This window comes from Streptomyces sp. 351MFTsu5.1, from assembly GCF_000383655.1.
Lineage (GTDB): Bacteria > Actinomycetota > Actinomycetes > Streptomycetales > Streptomycetaceae > Streptomyces > Streptomyces griseorubiginosus.
In genome coordinates, this window is sequence record NZ_KB911778.1 from 513838 (window position 1) to 536901 (window position 23064).

Annotated in this window: 18 protein-coding genes and 1 tRNA gene; 6 read left to right on the plus strand and 13 right to left on the minus strand. The window is 70.3% G+C overall.

The window, feature by feature from the left end; all coding sequences use genetic code 11:
* Positions 1-37 precede the first annotated feature (37 nt).
* The gene (locus tag H295_RS0111940; protein ID WP_020135596.1) at positions 38-1150 is read right to left on the minus strand and encodes an EstA family serine hydrolase; all 1113 of its coding nucleotides are present in this window, start codon (positions 1148-1150) and stop codon (positions 38-40) included.
* Positions 1151-1328: 178 nt separating this feature from the next.
* On the opposite strand from H295_RS0111940, the gene H295_RS0111945 reads away from it, so the two are divergent.
* The gene (locus H295_RS0111945) at positions 1329-2591 is read left to right on the plus strand and encodes a hypothetical protein (RefSeq protein ID WP_020135597.1); all 1263 of its coding nucleotides are present in this window, start codon (positions 1329-1331) and stop codon (positions 2589-2591) included.
* Between the two features lie 240 nt (positions 2592-2831).
* Here the strand turns inward: H295_RS0111945 and H295_RS0111950 are convergent, their stop codons facing one another.
* On the minus strand, positions 2832-5291 hold the full coding sequence (locus tag H295_RS0111950) for an ATP-binding protein (RefSeq protein ID WP_234021592.1): 2460 nt from the start codon (positions 5289-5291) through the stop codon (positions 2832-2834).
* Positions 5292-5500: 209 nt separating this feature from the next.
* On the opposite strand from H295_RS0111950, the gene H295_RS0111955 reads away from it, so the two are divergent.
* The 3 genes from H295_RS0111955 to H295_RS48570 all read left to right on the plus strand — a co-directional run bounded on the left by H295_RS0111955 (position 5501) and on the right by H295_RS48570 (position 9291).
* The gene (locus H295_RS0111955; RefSeq protein ID WP_020135599.1) at positions 5501-8569 is read left to right on the plus strand and encodes an AfsR/SARP family transcriptional regulator; all 3069 of its coding nucleotides are present in this window, start codon (positions 5501-5503) and stop codon (positions 8567-8569) included.
* A 92-nt stretch (positions 8570-8661) separates the two neighbouring features.
* Positions 8662-8790, plus strand: a complete 129-nt coding sequence (locus H295_RS48375; RefSeq protein ID WP_267974090.1) for a hypothetical protein — start codon at positions 8662-8664, stop codon at positions 8788-8790.
* Positions 8791-9024: 234 nt separating this feature from the next.
* Positions 9025-9291, plus strand: coding sequence for a hypothetical protein (locus H295_RS48570; protein WP_324606057.1), 267 nt, complete (start codon positions 9025-9027; stop codon positions 9289-9291).
* Positions 9292-9331: 40 nt separating this feature from the next.
* On the opposite strand, the gene H295_RS0111965 is transcribed toward H295_RS48570, so the two are convergent.
* A tRNA-Leu gene (locus H295_RS0111965) sits at positions 9332-9419 on the minus strand.
* A gap of 160 nt (positions 9420-9579) precedes the next feature.
* On the opposite strand from H295_RS0111965, the gene H295_RS0111970 reads away from it, so the two are divergent.
* Entirely contained in the window at positions 9580-10005 is a 426-nt protein-coding gene (locus tag H295_RS0111970) for a PAS domain S-box protein (RefSeq protein ID WP_020135601.1), read from the plus strand.
* Between the two features lie 59 nt (positions 10006-10064).
* On the opposite strand, the gene frc is transcribed toward H295_RS0111970, so the two are convergent.
* Together frc and oxc are read right to left on the minus strand one after the other, a co-directional pair.
* Positions 10065-11321: a formyl-CoA transferase gene (gene frc / locus H295_RS0111975; protein WP_020135602.1), complete on the minus strand. Its 1257-nt coding sequence runs from the start codon at positions 11319-11321 to the stop codon at positions 10065-10067.
* Positions 11322-11350: 29 nt separating this feature from the next.
* Positions 11351-13099, minus strand: a complete 1749-nt coding sequence (oxc, locus tag H295_RS0111980; protein ID WP_020135603.1) for an oxalyl-CoA decarboxylase — start codon at positions 13097-13099, stop codon at positions 11351-11353.
* A 255-nt stretch (positions 13100-13354) separates the two neighbouring features.
* On the opposite strand from oxc, the gene H295_RS0111985 reads away from it, so the two are divergent.
* Positions 13355-14941: a FadD7 family fatty acid--CoA ligase gene (locus tag H295_RS0111985; RefSeq protein ID WP_020135604.1), complete on the plus strand. Its 1587-nt coding sequence runs from the start codon at positions 13355-13357 to the stop codon at positions 14939-14941.
* Positions 14942-14959: 18 nt separating this feature from the next.
* Here H295_RS0111985 and H295_RS0111990 read toward each other — a convergent pair whose 3' ends face one another.
* The 8 genes from H295_RS0111990 to H295_RS0112025 all read right to left on the minus strand — a co-directional run.
* On the minus strand, positions 14960-15892 hold the full coding sequence (locus H295_RS0111990) for a LysR family transcriptional regulator (RefSeq protein ID WP_020135605.1): 933 nt from the start codon (positions 15890-15892) through the stop codon (positions 14960-14962).
* 107 nt (positions 15893-15999) lie between these two features.
* Positions 16000-16212: a formate dehydrogenase subunit delta gene (locus tag H295_RS0111995; RefSeq protein ID WP_028809275.1), complete on the minus strand. Its 213-nt coding sequence runs from the start codon at positions 16210-16212 to the stop codon at positions 16000-16002.
* 1 nt (position 16213) lies between these two features.
* Positions 16214-19030 carry a formate dehydrogenase subunit alpha gene (gene fdhF / locus H295_RS0112000; protein WP_020135607.1) on the minus strand — a complete coding sequence of 939 codons (2817 nt, stop codon included), beginning with the start codon at positions 19028-19030 and terminating at the stop codon, positions 16214-16216.
* Positions 19027-20661, minus strand: a complete 1635-nt coding sequence (locus H295_RS0112005; protein WP_020135608.1) for a formate dehydrogenase beta subunit — start codon at positions 20659-20661, stop codon at positions 19027-19029. Before H295_RS0112005 ends, fdhF begins: the two co-directional genes overlap by 4 nt.
* Entirely contained in the window at positions 20658-21158 is a 501-nt protein-coding gene (locus tag H295_RS0112010; protein WP_234021593.1) for a formate dehydrogenase subunit gamma, read from the minus strand. Before H295_RS0112010 ends, H295_RS0112005 begins: the two co-directional genes overlap by 4 nt.
* Positions 21159-21264: 106 nt before the next feature.
* On the minus strand, positions 21265-22083 hold the full coding sequence (locus tag H295_RS0112015; protein ID WP_020135610.1) for an acyl-CoA dehydrogenase family protein: 819 nt from the start codon (positions 22081-22083) through the stop codon (positions 21265-21267).
* A gap of 102 nt (positions 22084-22185) precedes the next feature.
* Positions 22186-22713 (minus strand): beta-class carbonic anhydrase, encoded by a 528-nt coding sequence (locus tag H295_RS0112020; RefSeq protein ID WP_020135611.1) that lies wholly within the window; start codon positions 22711-22713, stop codon positions 22186-22188.
* Between the two features lie 49 nt (positions 22714-22762).
* A partial coding sequence (locus H295_RS0112025) for a CoA transferase (protein ID WP_028809276.1) occupies positions 22763-23064 on the minus strand: 302 nt, incomplete at its 5' end.

Here is a 23064-nt window from a genome sequence, read left to right on the forward strand (position 1 = left end):
AGGGAGTCGGCCGGGTCGGCGCACCGGGTTTTCGCGGTCAGCGGCGCAGGCCCTGGAGACCGTCGTAGGCGGCCATGACGAGGCCCAACCCCCGGGTGTCCTGGGCGGGTTCGCGCATCTGGTCGGTCGCGTACGCCACCACCATGCGGGCCTCCGGGTCGATCATGACGAGCGAGCCGCCCCAGCCGCCCCAGCCGAAGTTGGTGCCGAAGAGTCCGTAGCCGAGGCCGTACCGCTGGGTCATGCCGATCACGCGGTCCTCGCCGCTGAACTGCTCCTCCGTGGCCCGCGCGGCGCCCGCCGCCGACAACAGCCGTACGCCGCCGACCGCTCCCGAGCAGGCGAGCGCGGACTGCACGAGGGCGATGGAGCGGGCGTTGCCGAAGCCGCTCGCGGCGGGGATCTGGGCGCGCCGCCAGGCCACGCTGTTGCCGTCGCGGACGCGCAGGGCGGTGGCGGAGCCGGGTGTCGCGTCGGGGCCGGGGGTGGCGGCGCCCGCGGTGTAGTCCTCGTCCCGGCCGGGCGGGGGGACGGTGAGGGCGACCCGGTGGTCGTGTGCGGCGGGGAGCCCGATGTGGAAGTCGGCGCCGAGCGGGCCCGTCACCTCGTCGGCGAGGAACTCCCCCACGGTCCGTCCGGTGATCCGGCGCAGGACCTCGCCGATCAGGAAGCCCTGGGTGGCGGAGTGGTATCCGGCGGCGGTGCCGGGCTCCCACAGAAGCGGTTGGGCGGCCAGCCGTGCGGTGGCGGCCTGCCAGTCGTACAGCTCCTCGACCGGCCCCTCCCAGTGGGGCAGTCCCGCGGTGTGCGAGAGCACGTGCCGCACCAGCACCTTCTCCTTGCCCGCGGCGGCGAACTCCGGCCAGTACCGGGCGACCGAGGCGTCCAGGTCGAGTGCTCCGCGGTCGGCGAGGATCAGCGCGCACAGGGCCGTCATCGTCTTGGTCGTGGAGAACACGTTGGTGATCGTGTCGTGGGCCCACGGCACGGTCCGGCCGGCGTCGGCGAAGCCGCCCCACACATCCACCACGGGTTCACCGTCCACGAAGACGGCCACCGAGCCGCCGACGTCCCCCTCGTCGAGCAGCGCCGCCAGCCCGTTGGGGACGGCGGAGAACAGGTCGTCGTAGGTGCCCTGGATGTCGGCCATGCCGGGTATTGAGCCCGCCGCGCGGTCACCGAGTCAACTGATATTCACCGCCGCTCCGCCCCGGAAGGCCCTCACCTGCGCTGCAAGGATCCGTCAAGGCGATGGCAAGGCTTCCGACGCAGCTCACGGGCACCCCCGCACCGAAGGGATCCACGCTCACTCGACAACGGGGGTAGCGATGAAGCACGACACCGAGAACACACCAAGAACCGACGCGACCGGCTTGGGGACCGACAGGGCGCAATGGCTGACGCTACCCGGCTGCAAGCGTGTCCTGGTCGTCGTCCACACCGAGGTGTACGGCCGACGGCTGGGAGACGTGCTGCCGCTGCTCACCGCCGACCTGCGGCTGCAGGTGTACTTCACCATCGCACCGCACGCATTCAACGCTGGAGCCGCCCGCGCAGTACCCGGGCCCTTGCCCGACGGCAGTGTGCTGCCCTGGGAGCAGGCGCTGGGCATGCGGTTCGACCTGGTGCTGGCCGCCGGCTCCCAAGGGATGCACAGGGTGCACGGCCCGCTGCTGCGACTGCCTCACGGGGCAGGCCACATGAAGCTGTCGCGGCTCACCGACGGCCGCGATCCGGAAGCGGCACGCACGGCGGGCGGGCTGGGCAGGCGCTACCTCGTACGTGACGGACGGGTGGTCCCCCGGGCGTTGGCCCTCGCCCATCGGGACGACCTGGCCAGGCTGCGCCGTTGCTGCCCGGAGGCGCTACCGGTCGCGAAGGTGGTCGGCGACGCCACGTACGACCGGATCGTGGCGAGCCTGCCGCTGCGCCATCGGTACCGGGCCGCATTGGGTGTGCGGCCCGGGCAGAAGCTCGTGCTGGTCTCCTCCACCTGGGGCATCGGGTCGGCCTTCAACCGGCTCGACACCCTGCTGCCCAGGTTGCTGACCGAGCTCCCGGGCGACGAGTACCGGATCGCGGTCCTGGTCCACCCCAACGTCTGGTCCTGGCACGGAATCTGGCAGGTGCGATCCTGGCTGGCGGCGGCCGAGGAGCGGGGCATCGCGGTCGTACCGCCCGACATGGACTGGCGGTCCCTGGTCATCGCTGCCGACTGGGTCATGGGTGACCACGGATCCGTGACGCTGTACTCGACTCTCACCCGGGCGGCTCTCCTGTTCGCGCGCTTTCCCGCGGACGACGTCGACCCGGACTCGCCGGGAGCAGAACTTGCGGCCCTGGCACCGGCGTTGAGCCCGTCCCACCCGCTCCTGGAACAGCTCCGGTACGCTCGCGCCGCGCGCCCGGCCACCCAGTACGACCGGATCGCGCGCCGCATCTCCTCGGAGCCCGGACGCTCGGGGCACCACACCCGTCGTCTCATGTACCGCCTGCTCGGACTGGGCGAGCCCGCCTGCGAGCCGTCGCTGCCTCTGGTGCCGATCCCGGCGCCGTTGTGGGGCGCGGGCCGGAACCGGGTGCCGGCATGAGTGACCTCCTCGTCGTCGCCCTGGACGGTGACGTGGAAGAGGTCTGGCGGGAGTGCGCCGACGTGCTGTACGGCACTCGCCCCTTGCCCCTCACGGCAGCGCTGCGGCTGTCCGCGCTGGTGCTGCGTCGCTACCCGGGCGCCGTCCTGGTGCTGGTCCCCCGACCGGACGGCGGCCTCCACGCTTTTGTACGGCGCTCACCTCCGCAGTCTGCAATGTCCGGCGCTCCAAGGGCCGGGCTCAGTCAAGGGCGCGCATACGACTCTCCAGCCGGTCCCTGTCCCTGTCGCTGACCGGGCGGTAGCGGGCCAGGGACCGGGTGTACCAGTCCCTGGCCCGCTCGATGTCGCCCCGCCCTTCGGCCGCCTCGCCGAGCATCTCCAGGACATGTCCTTGCCAGTGCACCGAACCGGCCTCCTCGAACTCGGCGAGGGCCTGCAACAGCACCCGGTCGGCGGCCTCGTGCCGGGTGCCGTCTCGGCCGGCCAGCGCCCGGCCGAGGAGAGCCAGCGCCCGGGCCGCGTCGTAGGGATCGTCGACGTCGCTCAACTCTGCACGGGCACGCTCGAGTTGTCGTACGGCTTCGTCGGGCCGGCCGTCCGCCAGAGCCGTGTCGCCAAGGCTGAGCCGCGTCAGGGCCGCGCCGCGCCTGTAACCGATCTCCTCCCGCAGCGCCAGGGCTGCGGTGAAGTGGGAGCGCGCCTCCGCCAACCGCCCCGCCAGCCGGTAGGTCTGGCCCAGTCCGTGCAACGCCTGGGCCTCGTTGCGACGGGCCACGGTCAGCGCCTCGCCCGCAGAGTGGTGGGGCATCTCCTCGCGGGCCAGCTCCCGCGCCTGCCGGAACCAGGACAGAGCCTCCTCCAGACGGCCCACATTGCGCAGACCAGCGCCGCCCGAGGTCAGCATGCGGCTGATGCCGTCCCGGTCACCCGAGCGGAGGGCTGCCGCGAGGCCGATCTCATGCGCCTCGATCCACAGCTCGTAGGGTCGCAGGCGCAGGAACAACGGCCACATGGCGTCGGCGAGTTGCCAGGCGGACCGGTGCCAGCCACGATCCGCGGCGGTGCGCAGCACGGCCATCAGGTGATCGCGTTCCGCGTCGAGCCAGTGCAGTGCGCCGGAGGGATCGGCGAACGGCGGAGGCACCGGCGGACCGGTGTAGTCACGGCCCAGGGTGCGATGGCCGGGGGTCAGCAGGGCTTCGGCAGCCGTGGCGGAGGAGAGATGGAAATCGACGACTCTACGCAGAGCGTCGGAGACGGCCGTCTCGGTCTCGGCCTCGCCGGCGCATTCCCTGGCGTGGGCCCGAAGCAGGTCATGGAAGCGGTAACGGTCGAGCCCGGTCCGTGGATCCGGTCCGAGGTCCTCCACCAGATTCGCCTCGGCGAGCTCGTCGAGCAGACGGTCCGCCTCCTCGGGATCCGTTCCGCAGACGGCCGCCGCGACGGGCGGTGAGAACACGGTGAACGGCAGAAGGCTCAATCGGCGGTAGGCGGCTGCCGGTTCGCGAGCAAGGAGGCGGTACGACTCCTGGAGGGCGGCCCGCACTGCGGATTCACGTCCCACACGAAGGGCGTCCAGGGGTCGGTTTCCCGCTCCGTCGCTCAGCGCCCTCGCCATTGCCGCCAACGGCTGGCGCGGCCGTGTCGCCAGGCGCGCGCCGGCCACACAGACGGCGAGCGGCAGGTTCGCACAGGCACGCGCCATGGCCCGTGCGGCCTCAGGTTCCCGGCGTACCCGCTCGGCACCTAGTCTGCGGCTGAGCAGTTCCACGGCATCCCTGGTCGCCAGCACGTTCAGAGGGACGAAGGCGGCGCCCTCGAGGCCCAGACCGGAGAGCCGGTTCCGGCTGGTCACCGCGGTGACCGCGCCGACCGATCCGGGCAGCAGAGGACGGACCTGGGCAGCGCTGAGGGCGTTGTCGAGGAGCAGGGCGATCCGGGCATCGGCGGTGAGCGAGCGCCACATGGCAGCTCGTTCGTCGAGTTCCGTGGGCACTTCCGTGCGCCCCAGGGAGCGCAGCAGGTTCCCGAGCACATCGCCGGGGCGGGCGGGGCCTTCGGACGAGTGGCCACGCAGGTCTGCATACAACTGTCCGTCGGGAAAGGAGCCGGCTCTTGCCAGCAGCCAGCGCCTGGCCAGGGTGGTCTTCCCGACGCCCGCTGGTCCGCTCACAACGGCGACGACGGGACTGTCTCGCCAGGTGTCCGCGAGATGGTCCAGTCGCGCCAGCTCGTCATGCCGATTGATGAAGTGTCCGGGCACGGGCGGCAGTTGACGGGGCACAACCGGGGTCTCGCCTGCCGTCTGCGGGAGCGCCGGGTGAAAGTGCACCCCTCCGGAGATGTCGCGTGCCTGGACCACCGGCCCATCCACGGTGGCCGACGCTCCGATGCTGTTCGCCACATGGTCGTGTCGGTCGGAGGTCCTGCCGCCGAGGGTGTCCCGGACCCAGCCCCCCAGCCGTTCGGCGAAGGCAGGCCGGAGTTGCGCCTGCCGCACCAGCAGGTCGGCCAACTCCCTTACGGCCGTGACGTCCTGTGGAGCCGTCGCGCAGTGGCGCATCAGCTCCCGCGCGGAGTCGATGAGCGCGGCCGGCAAGCCCTCCTCCACGAGCCGGACGAGTGTCCACCCCGTCTCGGGGCGCCCGAAAACCGCCGTCAATGCGGCCGGTAATTCCGCGGCCGTCACCTCGTTCATGCGCGGCATTCCCCCCTCGTCCCAGCGCCGGTGCCCCCGCGTCCTACCCCGGACCTCCCGCCCCCAAGACCGACGGAGTCCGGTTAGCGGCGCAATCAGAAGGAATTAGCCAACATTAGGTCCAAGTAGATTTCGTATTTGAACATTATTGACCACATGCGACTCTTGCTTTCACCGAGCGCACGCCCGACCGCTGGACGGAGGCACTGGTGGAGTGGGAGATTCTCGTACTCGGCCCGGTCCAACTTCGCGCGGGCGGGCATGCCGATGCGCTCGGCTCGGCCAAGGAACGCCTGCTCCTCGCAGCCCTCGCACACGACGCGGGCCGTCCGGTCTCTCTCGACACTCTCGTCCACCGGCTGTGGGACGACACCCCACCCAGCCGGCCGAACGCGAGTCTGCATGCCTACGTGGCCAGGATCCGTCGCCGTCTGCGCCTGCTCGGCGCCGGCGAGCGGCTCGTTCAGCAGGCCCACACCTACACGCTCGATCTCGACGCCGACCACGTGGACTCTCACCGCTTCCAGAGTCTGATCGCCCAAGCCCGCCTGCTCAGTGACGGCGGCAACGACACCGAGGCACTCCGGCTGCTGGCCGAGGCCGAGGAGCTCTGGCGGGGAGAACCGCTGGCAGGGCTTCCGGGACAGTGGGCGGAGCACGTCCGCGGCCTGCTCACGGAGCGCAGACTGCCGGCGCAGCTGATCCGCACCGCCGTCGAACTGCGCCATGGCCACTTCGCCGACCTCGTGCCCGACCTCACCGCCCTGCTGGCGGAACGCCCGACCGACGAGTTGATCGCCGCCCGGCTCATGACCGCCTCCTACGGCTGCGGCCGCCAGGCCGACGCACTGCGCGTCTACGACTCGGTGCGACGCCGCCTGCGGGAAGAACTCGGCGCGGACCCCGGCGAGGATCTGGCCCGATTACAGCGGCTCATCCTCGACGGCGCCCCCGTCCAGGCCCTGCTCCCGCGCGCCGAGTCCGCGGTGTCCGCCCCGCAGACGTTGCCCGGTCATGGCGAACTGGTGGGCCGGGAAGAGGAGTTGGCCACCATCCTGCGCAATGCCACCACCGGGTCGGCGACCTCGGTGATCGCGCTCCAGAGCGTCTCGGGCATGGCCGGGGTGGGCAAGACCCTGATCGCTCTGCACGCCGCCAGGCGCTTGGCGCCGCACTTTCCGGACGGCGCCGTCCACCTCGATCTGAACGCCCACGCCTTCGAGTCGTCCCCGCTCACCGCCGAGGCCGCGCTCACCGCGTTGATCCGCGCCTTCGGACTCCCCGCGTCGGCGATCCCGCACGACCATGAGGGCCTGGTCGCCCTGTGGCGCGGCCTGCTCGCCAACCGCCGTGCCGTCGTCGTCCTCGACGACGTCGCCGGTCCCGAACAGCTCCGCCCCCTTCTGCCAGGCGCTTCACAGTCCCTGATCATCGTGACGAGCCGTCGCAGGCTCACCGGCCTGCCCGGCATCCGCTCGATCCAGCTGGACGTCCTTCCGCCCCAGGACGCCATCGCGCTGTTCCGGGCCGTCGCGGGAAAGGAGCGCACCCGGCGGGACAACGAGGTGGCGGACATCGTCCGGCTTGCCGGCCATCTGCCCCTGGCCGTGGAACTCGCCGCGGGACGGCTGGCCTCCAGGCCCTCCTGGACGACAGCCCACCTCCTGCGCCGACTCACCCACGGACAGGGCCGGTTGAAGGAAATCCGGGACGGCACCCGCGGAGAGATCGGCCGGGCGTTCGACATCTCGTACCGCACACTCAAGATCGAGGAACAAACAGTTTTCCGATTCCTGGGCCTGCGCTTCGGAGCCGATATAGACGTGTACGGCGCAGCGGCCCTGGCCGGTCTTCCGGTGACGAGAGCAGAGGATTCTCTGGAGGGTCTGCTCGACGCGCACCTGGTCCGTGAACCCGCGCCCGAACGATTCGCCTTGCATGATCTCCTCGGCGAATACGCGCGCGCCCTCACCCTGTCCGAAGATCCGGAACCAGCACGCGACGAGGCGGTCGGCCGACTGATCGATTTCTATGTACAGGCATCCGATTCAGCAGACCGAATGATCTACCCTCGGCGCCTGCGACCGGACCGTCCCGCCACCCTGTCCGAACACCAACTTCCCCCTTGGGAGAACCCGTTGGCAGCCCGAAAATGGCTGTCCGCGGAGCGCTCTGCGCTGCTCGCCGCCGAACGTCACTGCCGCACGGGCGGGCACCCGCGACAGGCCGCCCTGCTCGCGAGCGCCCTGGCCGCCTTCCTCGACGACGAAGGACACTCCGCCGAGGCGCAGCGCATCCACGCCGCCGCGGTACAGCACTGGCAGGCCGCCGGGGCGCGGCAGCGAACGGTCCACGCGTCGATCGACCTCGGCAACGCACTGTCGCAGGGCGGCCGCTACGAGGAAGCGCACAGGGTACTGCGCCAGGCACTGGCGGGTGCCAGGCACCTCGACGCGGCCGATGCGGAGGCCGAGGCCCTGCACCGGCTCGGCGTCCTTCACTGGAATCTGGGCCGGCTTTCCGAGGCTCTCGAATTCCAGCGTGAGACGCTGCGCAAGCGCCTCCTGTCCGGCGATCCCTGGCAGCTGGGCCGCGCGCGCAACAACCTCGGAATCACCCAGCTGTACCTGGGAAATTTCGAGGAGTCCCAGCAATACTTCGACACAGCGCTCGCAGATTTCCAGAGCGCTGCAGACACGCGCGAATACGCGCATGTCCTCAACAACCTCTCCGACCTTTTTCTCCGCAAGGGTGATCCACAGCATGCTCGCCGCTTGCTCGAGGAAACACTCGAAATCCTGAGGGAGTCGGGAGCCCCCTCGGAGCGTGCCATTGCCCAGGTGAATCTGGCCAGCACGATGAAATCACCCGACGATCTGGCTCGCATGCTGGACCTCTTCGACGACTCCCTCGCGACCTTCCGTCGCCTCGGTGACCGCCGCAACGCCTCGCAGACCCTGCACGCCATGGGCAGGGCCCTCTACGACGCACGGCGCTTCGGGGAAGCGGCCACCCGTCAGCAGCATGCTCTGGACCTCGCCAGAAGCGTGGGCGCCGCCCACGAGGAGGCACAGGCCCTGCACGCGCTGGGGCTCGCCGAACACCGTCTCGGCCGCCAGGCGTCGGCCATCGCGCACCTCACCGAAGGCGTCGAGGTCTCGGACCGGGTCGGCGCGGAACACGAAGCAGCGCGAGTACGGGAAAGCCTGTCGTCGGTGCAGGCCGTTTACCAGACAGAGAGCCCACCGAATAGTCCCTCACGGGAGAAAGCCTCATGACTTGCCATGATCCCCGCCCAGGCTGTATTCACGTTCCTGCACGGACAGACGGACAGTCTGCCCACTGACCAGCAAACGGAGCAGAACGAAGAATGCCCAAAGGCAAGACCGTAAAGGTCGCCCTGCTCGGCGCGGCCGCAGTCCTGATCGGATTCTCCACCTTCGCGCTCGGAACGACGATCTGCATTCCAAGCGGAACAGTCACGACCTCTCGCGCCTGAGTAAGTCCCGGGTGCGGCGATGACCGTTCTTTCCGTCGCCGCACCACCCTCCGCCCACCCCTCCAGAGGACAGGGAGTCCACTCATGGATCCTATATCGGTGGCCCTGCTCGCGGCGTGGGCCGGAGGACTGGGCGGAGAGGCTGGGCGGCAGGCATGGGACGGTCTGGTGGCGCTCGTTCAACGTCCGTTCCGCCGAGGCGCCACAACGGCACATGCCGAAGAGATGCCCGCCGTGAGTTCGGGCGAAGCCGAACTCGTCGCCCTCGCACAGGCACCGACCGACGGCCATCGAGCGCATGCGCTGAGCACCGCCCTGGCGGTCAGGGCAGCACTGGACGCGGACTTCCGCCGCGCGTTGGAGGACTGGTGGGAGCAGGCCCGACGGACGGCCGCCACGGGCGTGAGCAACCACATCAGCGGCGGGACGTTCCACGCACCGGTCGTCCAGGCGCGAGACATCTCCGGTGGCTCGTTCCAGGGGCCGCCCGCCACGTCATAGGCGGACAACGCGGAAGACCCCACAGCTGTGGGGTCTTCATTGGTGTCCGAGGGGGGACTTGAACCCCCACGCCCGATAAAGGGCACTAGCACCTCAAGCTAGCGCGTCTGCCATTCCGCCACCCGGACCAGGTGTCTGCCGCCTTGACGGGGGTGTTCCCCGCGGCGACATGGACAACAATACCAAGCTTTCGGAGTGCCCTTCACCTGCATATCCGTCCCGTCAGAGGCTCTGGCGACAGTATTCTGTATACTATTGACACTCTCGCGGCCCCGACTCGGAGGCGACATGGAAGATCTGGATTCCGCGGTGGTGCTGGGTATGGCAGCCCAGGCGCCCGACGGCATAGTGATCACCGACAGCGAAGGTCTGATCCGTTACTGGAACCGGGGTGCGGAGCGCATCTTCGGGTTCCCCGCGGCCGACGTGGCGGGGCGCAGTCTGGACGTCATCATCCCGGAGCGGCACCGCAAGCGGCACCAGGAGGGCTTCGACGCCGCCATGGAGCGCGGGTACAGCAAGTACGGGGACGCGGATCTGCTGAACGTGCCGGCGCTGGCCGCGGACGGCCGCAAGCTGTCCATCGAGTTCAGCGTGGTGCTGCTGGCCGGGCCCGACGGCAGCAGCTACTGCGGTGCGGTCATCCGGGACGTCACCGCACGGCGCGAGCGGGAGCGGGAGCTGATGCGGCGACGGGCCGACGCGTCGGTCTGAGCGCCGGACCACCGCGAAGGGGCCGTGACCCGGAGGTCACGGCCCCTTCGGCGTCCTGCTCAGACGATGACGCCGCTCTCCTTGAGGCGGCCGATCGTCTCCTCGTCGTAGCCCAGCTCGACCAGCACCTCCGAGCTGTGCTCACCCAGCAGCGGGGCGCCGACGATCTCCGGCTTGAACCCGGAGAACTTCACCGGGCTGCCGACGGTCAGATACGTGCCGCGGCCCTTCTGCTCGACCTCGACGACCGTGCCGCTCCTGCGCAGGTCCTCGTCGTAGGCGATCTCCTTCATGCTCATCACGGGGGCGCAGGGCACCTCCCACTCGCGCAGGATGTTCACCGCCTCGTACTTGGTCTTGTCCGCGAGCCACTTCTCGATCTCCTCGAAGATCTCGAAGATGTGCGACTGACGGGCGCGCGCGGTGGCGTACTCCGGGTCCTCGGCCCACTCGGGGTGGCCGATCACCTCGGCGGTGCGCTTCCAGTTCTGCTCCTGGACGGTGAAGTAGATGTACGCGTTCGGGTCGTCCTCCCAGCCCTTGCACTTGAGGACCCAGCCGGGCTGGCCGCCGCCGCCCGCGTTGCCGCCCCGCGGCACCACGTCGGTGAACTCGCCGTTCGGGTACTGCGGGTACTCCTCCAGGTAGCCGACCCGCTCCAGGCGCTGCTGGTCGCGCAGTTTGACCCGGCAGAGGTTGAGGACGGCGTCCTGCATGGAGACGGAAACCTTCTGGCCGCGACCCGTCTTCCCGCGGTCGATGATCGCGGTGAGGATGCCGATCGCCAGGTGCATCCCGGTGTTGGTGTCACCGATGGCGGCGCCGGAGATGGTGGGCGGGCCGTCCCAGAAGCCGGTGGTGGAGGCGGCGCCGCCCGCGCACTGGGCGACGTTCTCGTAGACCTTGAGGTCGTTCCAGGACGACTGGTCGTTGAAGCCCTTGACCGAGCCGAAGATCAGGCGCGGGTTGAGCTCCTGGATGCGCTCCCAGGTGAAGCCCATGCGGTCCAGGGCGCCCGGGGCGAAGTTCTCCACCAGGACGTCGGCGTCCTTGATGAGCTTCTCCAGGACCTCCTTGCCCTCGGCGGTCTTGGTGTTGATGGCGAGGGAACGCTTGTTGCTGTTGAGCATCGTGAAGTAGAGCGCGTCCAGGTCCTCGATGTCCCGCAGCTGACGGCGCGTCACATCGCCCCCGTTGGGGCGCTCCACCTTCAGGACGTCGGCGCCGAACCAGGCGAGCATCTGCGTGCAGGCGGGACCGGCCTGGACCCCGGTGAAGTCGATCACCTTGATTCCGGCGAGCGGCTTTTCACTCATGTGTGCTTCCTTTTCGTGAAGTTGCGTGGTCACTTCTTGGCCGGCGTGATGTTGCCGACGGTGATGCCCTTGGGGTTGAGGTGCGAGATGTGGCCGCTCTCGGTGCCGGCCGAGGGGTCGATCACACAGTCGATGAGTGCCGGGCCACCGGAGGCGAGTGCCTCGGTGAGGGCGGCGGTGACCTCGGCGGGCGTGGTGGCCCGGTAGCCCTTGCCACCGAACGCCTCGATGAGCAGGTCGTGGCGGGCCGCCGACATGAGGGTCGTGGGCGAGGGCGCGTCGTCGTACGGGTTGGTGTCGTCGCCGCGGTAGACACCGCCGTTGTTCATGATCACGGTGACGACGGGAAGCTTGTAGCGGCAGATCGTCTCGATCTCGATGCCGCTGAACCCGAAGGCGCTGTCCCCCTCGACGGCGACGACCGGTGCCCCGCTCTCGACGGCCGCGGCGATGGCGTAGCCCATGCCGATGCCCATCACACCCCAGGTGCCGCTGTCGAGACGGTGGCGCGGGACATGCATGTCGATGACGTTGCGCGCGATGTCCAGGGCGTTGGCGCCCTCGTTGACGATGTACGTCTCCGGGTGCGCGCGCACGACGTCCCGTACGGCCTTCAGGGCGCCCATGAACTGCATGGGGTGCGGGTCGGCCTCCAGCCGCGCGGCCATCTTCGCGACGTTCTGCGCCGAGCGCGCCCCGAGCTCCTCGCGCCAGGCCGAAGGGGCCGTGATCTGGCCGGGCTTGGTGCGTTCGGCGAGCGCGTCGAGCACCGACTCGATGTCGCCGACGAGCGGTGCGGAGATGGGCTGGTTGCTGTCCATCTCCTTGGGGTCGATGTCGATCTGGACGAACTTGGCGTCCGGGTTCCAGCCCGCCCGGCCGTGGCCCAGCAGCCAGTTGAGGCGGGCGCCGATCAGCATCACGACGTCGGCCTTCTTCAGCGCGAGCGAACGGGCGGTCGCGGCCGACTGCGGGTGGTCGTCGGGCAGCAGGCCCTTCGCCATGGACATCGGTACGTAGGGGATGCCGGTGGACTCGACGAACTGCCGTACCTTCGCGTCGGCTTGGGCATACGCGGCGCCCTTGCCCAGCACGATCAGCGGGCGTTCGGCGGAGGCCAGCAGCTCGATCGCGCGGTCCACGGCCTCGGGTGCCGGGAGCTGGCGCGGGGCGGGGTCGACGAGCCGGCTCAGCGTGCGGTCGCCCTCGGCCTTGGGCATGATGGCGCCGAGCACCGCGGCGGGGATGTCGAGATAGACACCGCCGGGGCGCCCGGAGATCGCGGTGCGCAGGGCGCGCGCGATGCCGCGGCCGATGTCCTCCACCCGGCTCACCCGGTAGGCGGCCTTCACGAAGGGCTGTGCGGCGGCGAGTTGGTCCATCTCCTCGTAGTCGCCCTGCTTCAGGTCGACGAGGTGGCGCTCGCTGGAGCCGGAGATCTGCACCATGGGGAAGCAGTTGGTGGTGGCGTTCGCGAGGGCGACCAGGCCGTTGAGGAAGCCGGGGGCCGAGACGGTGAGGGCCACGCCGGGCTTCTTGTTGAGGTAGCCGGCGATGGCGGCCGCGTGTCCGGCGTTGCTCTCGTGCCGGAAGCCGATGTAGCGGATGCCCTGCGCCTGGGCGAGCCGGGCCAGGTCGGTGATCGGGATGCCGACCACCCCGTAGATGGTGTCGACGTCGTTCATCTTGAGCGCGTCGACGACCAGGTGGTACCCGTCGGTGAGCTCGGTCGGAACGTCGGCTGCTGCCGCGGTCTCCACGGTCGAGGGAGCGGTCATGGTCCGAGGTCCTCCTTGGGCAGGTCCTGCCGGAGCGGCTACTTCTCTCACCATCCGCAGCGCGCTCGCCCGCGTCCAAGACCCATCGGCGACCAGCCGATAAACGGCGTCTATCGAGGGCTGGTGGGGGGGCCTGGCAACTCCCTTGATAGACAGCCGCTATCGGGCGTTCGCCAGCGGGTATTGGACGCGCACCGGGGGCCACCGCACGCTCGCAGAGGATGTTTCGTCGAAGCAGTGCGAGGGGGTGGGGTCATGGCCGTTCCGGCCGCGGCATCCGTGCGCGACGCGAACCGGTACCGGCCTCCGGAGGTCGCCGGTCTCGCCGATCTCCTCGACCGGCAGGTGCGTGAACGCCCCTCGGCCGGGGCCCTCGTGGTGACCGGTGAGCGCGTGCAGCTGTCGTACCGGGCGCTCGCGGCCCTCGCCGACGACGTGGCCGCCCGGCTCGGCGACGCGGGGCTGCGCCCCGGGGACGCCGTGGGACTGGTCTGTGCCAACACGGCCGAGTTCGTGGCGGGGCTGCTCGGCGCGGCGCGGGCCGGGCTGGTGACCGCTCCCCTGGACCCTGCCCTTCCGGAAGCCCAACTCGCCGCACGGGTAGCAGGGTTGGGTGCTCGGGCCGTCATGTGCGATACGACGGTGTCCGGTGCCCTCGTGCTGCCGGTGCCCGTGTGGCCGTTGCGGGTGGACGTCTCCGGTGCTGCCGGTACGGCGACGGTCGTCCTGAATGCCTCTGCGTGCGGGGAACATCAAGGCACGCCGGCCTCGGCCGAGTTGTCGGAGCGGGACGCTCTCGTGCTGTTCACCGCCGGGACCACCGCCCGGGCGAAGATGGTCCCGCTGACCCACGCCAACGTGGCGGCCTCCGTCCGGAACATCTGCTCCGGCTACGAGTTGGGGCCCGAGGACGCCACGGTGGCGGTGATGCCGTTCTTCCACGGCCACGGGCTGTTCGCGGCGCTGCTGTCCTCCCTGGCCAGCGGGGGCTGTGTGCTGCTGCCGGAGCGGGGGCGGTTCTCGGCGGGCACGTTCTGGGACGACATGCGGGCGGCGGGCGCCACCTGGTTCACGGCGGTGCCGGCGATCCACGAGATCCTCCTCGAACGCTCGGAGCGTGACCACCCGGGTCCGCAGGCAACGCCGCTGAAGTTCGTGCGCAGTTGCAGCGCGCCCCTCAACACGGCGACCCAGCGGGCGCTGGAGCGGACCTTCGGGGCACCGCTGCTGTCCGCGTACGGGATGACCGAGTCCTCGCACCAGGCGACCAGCGAACCGCTGCCGCAGCGGGGAGCCCTGCGGCAGGGGTCGGCGGGCCGGCCGACCGGGGTCGTGGTACGGATCGTCGACGGGAGCGGGCGTCCTTGTCCGGCGGGTGTCGAGGGCGAGGTGTGGGTGCAGGGGCCCACGGTCGCCCGGGGGTATCTGGACGACGGCGAGGAGTCGGCCCGGACGTTCGTGGGCGGGTGGCTGCGCACCGGTGATCTGGGGGCGCTGGACGAGGACGGCTATCTGTCGCTGACCGGGCGGATCAAGAACCTCATCAACCGGGGCGGCGAGAAGATCTCGCCCGAGCATGTCGAGGACGTCCTCGCCGGGTGCCCGGGGGTCGCGGACGCGGCGGTGTTCGCGGTACCGGACGCGGTGTACGGGCAGCGGGTGGGGGCGGCCGTGGTGGTGCGGGCGGGCGAGGGCGCCGGGCGGGAGGAGATCCTGCGGTACTGCCGGGACCGGCTGGCCCCGTTCGAGGTGCCGGACCGGCTGGAGGTGGTCACCGCGTTGCCGTACACCGCCAAGGGCGGGCTGGACCGGAAGGCCGTACAGGCCCGGTACGCGCCCTGACGGACGGGGGCGCCGGGTTCAGTGCACGCGGTGGTCGGCCGGCAGGGGGCGGGCGAAGAAGTCGTCCAGGGACAGGCCCGTCGCCGCGTTGACGAACGCGCGGGCCGCGACCGAGCCGGGGGTGGCCGCGTGGATCGCCACCGAGACCTGGGCGCCGGCCTCCGGGTCGGTCAGGGGCAGCGCGCGGGTCCGGCCGACCACCGGCATGGCGCGCAACCAGGTGTGCGGCACGATGCTCGCCCAGCCGCCGCCCCCCACGTGCGCGTAGAGGGAGGCGATCGAGTCCGTCTCGACCTGCGGGGTGACCACGAACCCCTTCTCCGCGAACACCGTGTCGACGATCTGCCGGATCCGCATGTCGGGGGTGAGCAGGGCGAGCGGCAGCTCGGCGGCGTCCGCCCAGGTCATGGTCGGGTTCTGGGAGACCAGCTGGTCGTCGGAGACGAGCAGCATGTACCGCTCCTGGTAGAGCGGGACGACCTGGAGGCCTTCCTGGTCGTCCGGGTCGAAGTGGGCGATGGCCACGTCGAGTTCGTAGTCGCGCAGCTGCCGGTGGAGTTCCTTCGTGGACAGCCGTGAGCGGACCTGGACCTTGGCCAGCGGGTGCGCCGCGCAGAACGCGGCGACGGGCAGGGCGAGGGTCGTGGAGGCGGTGGGGTCGGTGCCGAGGCGGAGGGTGCCGGTGATGCCGGACTGCACGGCGGCGACCTCGGCCTTGAAGGCGTCCTGTTCGGCGAGGATCCGCTTGGCCCATACGACGAGCCGCTCGCCCTCGGGAGTCAGGCCCTGGTAGTTGTGGCCGCGGTTGATCAGCGTGACGTTCAGCTCCCGCTCCAGCTTGGCGATCGCCGCGGAGAGCGCGGGCTGGGAGACGTAGCAGGATTCCGCCGCCCGGGCGAAGTGCCGTTCCCTCGCCACCGCCACGAAGTACTCGAGCTGCCGGAACAGCATGAGCGGCTCCTCCTTGCCCTCGGGACCTGCCCAGGACCTGCCCTTGGGATCACTGACTCCATACTGTATGCAGTACGGAGTGATGTACAGGGAGGAGACGCCGATGGTCAGCGCAGAAGCTGTACGGCGGCCACCACCAGCGGGTCGAGCCCCTGCGCGCCGGCGTCCACGAACTCGTGCAGCCGGGTGCGCATACGCGGGTCCCAGAACCTGCCGATGTGCCCCGCGATCGCCTCGGCGGCCTCCTCCCTGGGCAGATGGCCGAGGTTCCGGGCGATGTCGTTGGCCATCCTGCACTCGGACGGCACGGTCGCTGTCATCTCAGTCCACCACCGTCACGAGGTCGTTCCCGGCGGCCGCGGTGTCGCTCGACCGGTCCGGACGGGCCAGGGCCACCTGTACGGCGGTCACCTTGTACTCCGGGCAGTTGGTGGCCCAGTCGGAGTTCTCCGTGGTGACCACGTTGGCGCCGGTGACAGGGTGGTGGAACGTGGTGTAGACGACCCCGGTCGGCATCCGGTCGGAGAGTTCCGCGCGCAGGGTGGTCTGCCCGACCCGGCTGGCCAGGGTGACCATGTCGCCGTCGTTGATGCCGCGGACCTCGGCGTCGTGCGGATGCAGCTCCAGGACGTCCTCGGGATGCCAGGCGACGTTGCCGGTACGGCGGGTCTGGGCGCCGACGTTGTACTGGCTGAGGATCCGGCCCGTGGTGAGGACCAGGGGGAAGCGCCGGGTGCTGCGTTCGCTGGTCGGCACGTAGGAGGTGACCACGAACCTGCCCTTGCCGCGCACGAACTCGTCCACGTGCATGATGGGCGTGCCCTCGGGCGCCTCCTCGTTGCACGGCCACTGGACGCTGCCGAGCTTGTCGAGGAGCTCGAAGGAGACCCCCGTGAACGTCGGGGTGACCGAGGCGATCTCGTCCATGATCTGACCGGGGTGGTCGTAGGACATCGGGTAGCCCATGGCGGTGGCGATCTCGCTGACGATCTGCCACTCGTGCTTGCCCGTCTTCGGCTTCATCACCGAGCGCACCCGGTTGATGCGCCGCTCGGCGTTGGTGAAGGTGCCGTCCTTCTCCAGGAAGGACGCGCCGGGCAGGAAGACATGGGCGAACCTGGCCGTCTCGTTGAGGAACAGGTCCTGGACGACGACGAGTTCCATCGCTTCGAGGGCGGCGGTGACGTGCCCCAGGTTGGGGTCGGACTGGGCGATGTCCTCGCCGTGCACGAACAGGCCCCGGAAGGTGCCGTCGATGGCCGCGTCGAACATGTTGGGGATGCGAAGTCCCGGCTCGGCGAGGAGGGTTCCGCCCCACAGGTTCTCGAAGACGGTACGGACGGCGTCGTCGGAGACGTGCCGGTAGCCGGGGAGTTCGTGCGGGAAGGAGCCCATGTCGCAGGAGCCCTGCACGTTGTTCTGGCCGCGCAGCGGGTTCACGCCCACGCCGTCGCGGCCGATGTTGCCGCACGCCATCGCGAGGTTGGCCATTCCCATGACCATGGTGGAGCCCTGGCTGTGCTCGGTGACGCCGAGGCCGTAGTAGATCGCCCCGTTGGGTGCGGTCGCGTACAGCCGTGCGGCGGCCCGGAGTTCGGCGGCGGGGACGCCGGTGATGTCCTCGACGGCCTCCGGGCTGTTCTCGGGGCGGGCGATGAACTCGGCCCACTCGTCGAAGCCTTCGCAGCGCGCGTCCACGAAGGACCGGTCGACGAGGTCCTCGGTGACGACCACGTGGGCCATCGCGTTGACGACCGCCACGTTGGTGCTCGGCCGGAGCTGGAGGTGGTGGGCGGCCTCGATGTGCGGCGAGCGCACGAGGTCGATGCGGCGCGGGTCCACGACGATCAACTCGGCGCCTTCACGCAGCCGTCGCTTCATCCGGGAGGCGAACACCGGGTGGCCGTCGGTGGGGTTGGCGCCGATCACCATGATGACGTCGGCCTCGGCGACCGAACGGAAGTCCTGGGTGCCGGCCGACTCGCCGAAGGTCTGCTTGAGCCCGTAGCCCGTCGGGGAGTGGCAGACGCGGGCGCAGGTGTCGACGTTGTTGTTGCCGAACGCGGCGCGCACCATCTTCTGTACGACGTACACCTCTTCGTTGGTGCAGCGCGAGGAGGTGATGGCGCCGATCGCGCCGGCGCCGTGGCGGTCCTGGATCTCGCGCATCCGGCGGGCGACCGTGCCGATCGCCTCGTCCCACTCGACCTCGCGCCAGGGGTCGGTGATCCGGTCGCGGACCATCGGCTTGAGCTTGCGGTCGGGGTGGGTGGCGTAGCCGAAGGCGAAGCGGCCCTTCACACAGGAGTGGCCCTCGTTGGCGCCGCCGTCCTTGTACGGCACCATGCGCACGAGTTCGTCGCCGCGCAGCTCGGCCTTGAAGGAGCAGCCGACCCCGCAGTAGGCGCAGGTGGTCACCACCGACCGGGTGGGCATGCCGAGTTCGACGACCGAGCGCTCCTGGAGGGTGGAGGTGGGACAGGCCTGCACGCAGGCGCCGCACGAGACGCACTCGGAGTCCATGAAGGACTCCCCCGCGCCCGCCGAGACCTTGGAGTCGAAGCCGCGGCCCTCGATGGTGAGCGCGAAGGTGCCCTGGACCTCACCGCAGGCACGGACGCAGCGGGAGCAGGCGATGCACTTGGAGGGGTCGAAGTCGAAGTAGGGGTTGGAGGTGTCCTTCTCGGCGTCGAGGTGGTTCTCGCCCTCGTAGCCGTAGCGGACCTGCCTGAGGCCCACCACCCCTGCCATGTCCTGGAGTTCGCAGTCGCCGTTGGCCGGGCAGGTCAGGCAGTCCAGGGGGTGGTCGGAGATGTAGAGCTCCATGACGCCCTGGCGGAGCTTCTCCACCTTCGGGGTCTGGGTGCTGACCGTCATGCCGTCGGCGCACGGGGTGGTGCAGGAGGCCGGGGTGCCGCGCCGGCCGTCGATCTCGACCACGCACAGTCGGCAGGAGCCGAACGCCTCCAGGCTGTCGGTGGCGCACAACTTCGGTATGTCGACGCCTGCTTGGGCCGCCGCGCGCATCACCGAGGTGCCCTCGGGGACGGTCACCGGGAGGCCGTCCACCTCCACGCTCACCGTCGCCGGTCCCGGCCTTTCCGGCGTTCCGAAGTCGGGTTCCTTGAGGAGTGTCATGCCGTGCCCTCCGCCCTGCGGCCCGTCGCCTGTACGGGTTGGATGTCGAGGAGTCGACGGCCGCCGAGGAAGTCGTCGGGAAAGTGGGTGAGGGCGCTGCGGACGGGCAGCGGGGTCAGTCCGCCCATCGCACACAGCGAGCCCTCGGTCATCAGGTCGCAGAGGTCCTCGAGCAGGGCGAGGTTCTCGTCCCGGTGGGTGCCGGCGACGATCTTGTCGATCACCTCGACACCACGCACCGCGCCGACCCGGCAGGGGGTGCACTTGCCGCAGGACTCCTCGGCGCAGAACTCCATCGCGAAGCGGGCCTGTTGGGCCATGTCCACGGTCTCGTCGAAGACGACCACCCCGCCGTGGCCGACCATGGCACCGGCGGCGGCGAACGCCTCGTAGTCCATGGGGAGATCGAACATCGACTCCGGCAGGTAGGCCCCGAGGGGGCCGCCGACCTGGGCGGTGCGCACGGGGCGTCCGGAGTGGGTGCCGCCGCCGTACTCCTCGACGAGCTCGCGCAGGGTGATGCCGAACGCGGTCTCCACGATGCCGCCGTGGGCGATGTTGCCGCCGAGCTGGAACACCTGGGTGCCGCGGGAGCGTTCGACGCCGAGTCGCTCGTAGGCCTGCGGGCCCTCGGCCATCACGACGGGCACGGTGGCGAGGGTGAGAACGTTGTTGACCACGGTCGGTCTGCCGAAGAGGCCCTCGATCGCCGGGATCGGCGGCTTGGCGCGGACCATGCCGCGTTTGCCCTCCAGGCTCTCCAGCATGGAGGTCTCCTCGCCGCAGATGTACGCGCCGGCGCCGACGCGGACGTGCAGGTCGAAGTGGAGTGCGGAACCGAGGATGTTCCTGCCGAGCCAGCCGTGTTCGCGGGCGATCCCGATGGCCTGCCGCATCGTGTCGATCGCGTCGGGGTACTCGGAGCGGATGTAGAGGTAGCCCTCGCTCGCCCCGACCGCGTGAGCGGCGATCGTCATGCCCTCGATGAGCAGGAAGGGGTCGCCCTCCATGACCATGCGGTCGGCGAAGGTGCCGCTGTCGCCCTCGTCGGCGTTGCAGCAGACGAACTTCAGCTCGTCGGCGCAGTCCAGGACGGTCTTCCACTTGATGCCGGCCGGGAACCCGGCGCCGCCTCGGCCGCGCAGTCCGGACGCGGTGACCTCGGCGACCACGTCCCCGGGCGCCAGCTCCAGGGCGGTGCGCAGTCCGGCCAGGCCGCCGTGGGCCTCGTAGTCCTCGGTCGACAGGGGGTCGGTGACGCCGACTCGGGCGAAGGTGACCCGTTTCTGGCGTGCCAGCCAGGGGAGTTCGTCGACGATGCCGAGCCGGAGGGGATGGTCGGCCCCGTCGAGCAGGCCCGCGGCCAGGAGTCCGGCGACGTCCTCGGGGGCCACCGGGCCGTAACCGACCCGGCCTTGGGGAGTCACCACCTCGACGAGGGGCTCCAGCCAGAGCATGCCGCGCGATCCGTTGCGTACGACGTCCAGGGCGAAGTCTCCGGCGACAGAGGCTTGTTGGAGCGCCTGGGCGACCTCGTCGGCGCCGACGGACCTGGCCGCGGAGTCGCGGGGGACGTACACCGTGGCGGTGGGGGCGGTGGCGGTGGCGGTGGCGGGTGAAGGGTTGCTCATGAGGAGACCGTCCCGTTGAGGATCGCGCCCAGTCGGGCGGGGCCGACTCGGCCGTACAGGCGTCCGTTCGCCTCCACGGACGGGCCGAGCGCGCAGTTGCCGAGGCAGAAGACCTGCTCGACCGTGACCGAGCCGTCAGCTGTCGTCTCGCCCAGCGTCAGTCCGGCCTCGCGGGCGTGGCGGACCAGTTGGTCGGCGCCCAGGGCCTGGCAGGCCTCGGCGCGGCAGATGCGCACGGTGGTGCGGCCCGCGGGCTCGCGACGGAAGTCGTGGTAGAAGGTCACCACTCCGTGGACGTCCGCCCGGGAGAGGTTGAGCTCCTCGGCGAGCACCGCCACCGCCTCCTGCGGCACATGGCCCAACTCGGCCTGGAGGGCGTGCAGTACGGGCAGCAGCGGACCGCGTTCGCCGCGGTGACGGGCCACCACCCTCCGGACCACGCTCTCGACCGTCACATCGCTGCCGCTGGTCGTCATGATCGCTTCGCCTTCCGTCACGCGGGTCCCCGGCGAGAGGTGCGGAGACTCAGTCAATACTCCATACAGACTTCTGTATACACAACCCTGCCGTCCAGGGTGCGGTTGCTTGCACGGAGACTCAGGTTCAGGACGCGGCGAGGGAGTCGGCCCGGTGAAGGGTGTTCGCGGGCTCGGCGACCGCCGGGCGGATCGGCTCGGCGGCCGACGGATGGAACGGCTGCGCGGCTGACCGAAGTTCGAGGAGCCACGGCAGGACCGTGCGCAGCACCACGTCGAGCCCTCCGCCATCCGCGCCCAGCATCGCCTCGGCCGGCACCAGCACCGGGTCGGCGAAGACGGTGGACGTCGCGGTGCCGCGGGGACCCTCGACGCCGGGGCGGGCCGGGACGAACAGGTCGGGGGCGTGGGCCGGAACAGCCCAGAGCGTCAACCCGGCCGGGGCGGCGAGGGGGCGGGAGGACCAGACATAGGTGTCGGCCTCCCCCGCCGCGACCACCCCTCGCTTGCGACCCCGCAGGGCGACGACACCGCCGGAGTGGGTGGCGACGGAGCGCGGGGCCAGAAGCGGGTCCTCCACTCCGGGCCCACCACCGTCGGCCCCGGACTCGGCCAGCGCGAGACTGGCGAGGTGCCGCCCGGCGGCGATCTCGCGCCGCACCCAGGGGCAGCCGTACACCTCGAGGACGGCGACCGCCGCATAGTGGGACAGGAGCACGGCCGCGGTGGACGGACAGACGCGCGCGGTCCGCGCCACTACGTCGGCGGCATCCCCCAATTCCATTCCCCCACCGCCGAGTTCGGCGGAGACGGTGAGCCCGAGCAGCCCCGCCTGGCCGAGGGCCGTGACGGCGCCGCGGGGGAACCTGCCCTGGCTACGGGTCACTTCGGCGACGGGCCCTACGACGCCGGTCAGGACTTCGGAGAGAGCGGTGCGGTACGACACGGGGCGACCCCCTCAGGAGTGGCTGGTGGTCCACTGTCTGACGACAATTGCATACAGTATTCTGCATGCGCAGGTGCGGCGCCAGAGGTCGGGCCGAGCAATTCAGGAGGCTCGGCAGTTCGTTACCACCTCCCGCAACAACCCCGTCGTCACGTCGAAGACGAAGCCGCGCACGTCGTCGGTGTGCGGCAGGAACGGCGAGGTGCGCACGCGCTGCATGGACTGCCGTACGTCCTGGTCGACGTCACGGAAGGCCTCCACCGCCCAGGCGGGGCGCTGGCCGACCTCCAGTTCCAGTTCGTGCCGGAAGTCCTCGGTCAGGGTCTGGAGTCCGCAGCCGGTGTGGTGGATCAGCGCCACACTGCGCGTACCGAGCGCCCGCTGACTGATCGTCAGAGAACGGATCGTGTCGTCGGTGACGACTCCCCCGGCATTGCGGATGGTGTGGCAGTCACCGAGTTCCAGGCCCAACGCGGCGTGGAGGTCGAGACGGGCGTCCATGCAGGCCACCACGGCGACACGCAGGACGGGGCGGGCACCCATGCCCGGGTCGGTGAATCCGGCGGCGTAGGCACGGTTGGCTTCCACGAGGCGGTCGGTGACCGTCGCGGTTCGGGATACGGAAGACATGGTGGGGCTACCTCTCCGGTCGGGTCGGTCGGGTCGTGACAACCCTCGGTCAGATGACGCCCTGCGCCTTGAGCTGCGGCAACTCGTCCCGTGTCAGGCCGAGTTCATCGACGTAGATCTCCTGGTTGTGCTGGCCGAGGAGGGGTGGGGTGGTGATGGTGGTGGGGGAGTCGGAGAGCTTGAGGGGGTTGCCGACGGTGGTGAAGGTGCCGCGTTCGGGATGCTCGACCTCGACGATCATGCCGTTGGCCGCGAGGGAGGCATCCTCGATGATCTCCCGGGTGGACAGGATCGGCCCGCACGGAATGGTGTGCCGGTTGAGCTCCTCCAGCACCCGCCACTTCGGCAGCG

Excerpts from the sequence above, each read along its gene's own strand:
- H295_RS0111940 (WP_020135596.1), bottom strand. The coding sequence starts at position 1,150 with ATGGCCGACATCCAGGGCACCTACGACGACCTGTTCTCCGCCGTCCCC.
- H295_RS0111945 (WP_020135597.1), top strand. The coding sequence starts at position 1,329 with ATGAAGCACGACACCGAGAACACACCAAGAACCGACGCGACCGGCTTG.
- H295_RS0111950 (WP_234021592.1), bottom strand. The coding sequence starts at position 5,291 with ATGAACGAGGTGACGGCCGCGGAATTACCGGCCGCATTGACGGCGGTT.
- H295_RS48375 (WP_267974090.1), top strand. The coding sequence starts at position 8,662 with ATGCCCAAAGGCAAGACCGTAAAGGTCGCCCTGCTCGGCGCGGCCGCA.
- H295_RS0111970 (WP_020135601.1), top strand. The coding sequence starts at position 9,580 with ATGGAAGATCTGGATTCCGCGGTGGTGCTGGGTATGGCAGCCCAGGCG.
- frc (WP_020135602.1), bottom strand. The coding sequence starts at position 11,321 with ATGAGTGAAAAGCCGCTCGCCGGAATCAAGGTGATCGACTTCACCGGG.
- oxc (WP_020135603.1), bottom strand. The coding sequence starts at position 13,099 with ATGACCGCTCCCTCGACCGTGGAGACCGCGGCAGCAGCCGACGTTCCG.
- H295_RS0111985 (WP_020135604.1), top strand. The coding sequence starts at position 13,355 with ATGGCCGTTCCGGCCGCGGCATCCGTGCGCGACGCGAACCGGTACCGG.
- H295_RS0111990 (WP_020135605.1), bottom strand. The coding sequence starts at position 15,892 with ATGCTGTTCCGGCAGCTCGAGTACTTCGTGGCGGTGGCGAGGGAACGG.
- H295_RS0111995 (WP_028809275.1), bottom strand. The coding sequence starts at position 16,212 with ATGACAGCGACCGTGCCGTCCGAGTGCAGGATGGCCAACGACATCGCC.
- fdhF (WP_020135607.1), bottom strand. The coding sequence starts at position 19,030 with ATGACACTCCTCAAGGAACCCGACTTCGGAACGCCGGAAAGGCCGGGA.
- H295_RS0112005 (WP_020135608.1), bottom strand. The coding sequence starts at position 20,661 with ATGAGCAACCCTTCACCCGCCACCGCCACCGCCACCGCCCCCACCGCC.
- H295_RS0112020 (WP_020135611.1), bottom strand. The coding sequence starts at position 22,713 with ATGTCTTCCGTATCCCGAACCGCGACGGTCACCGACCGCCTCGTGGAA.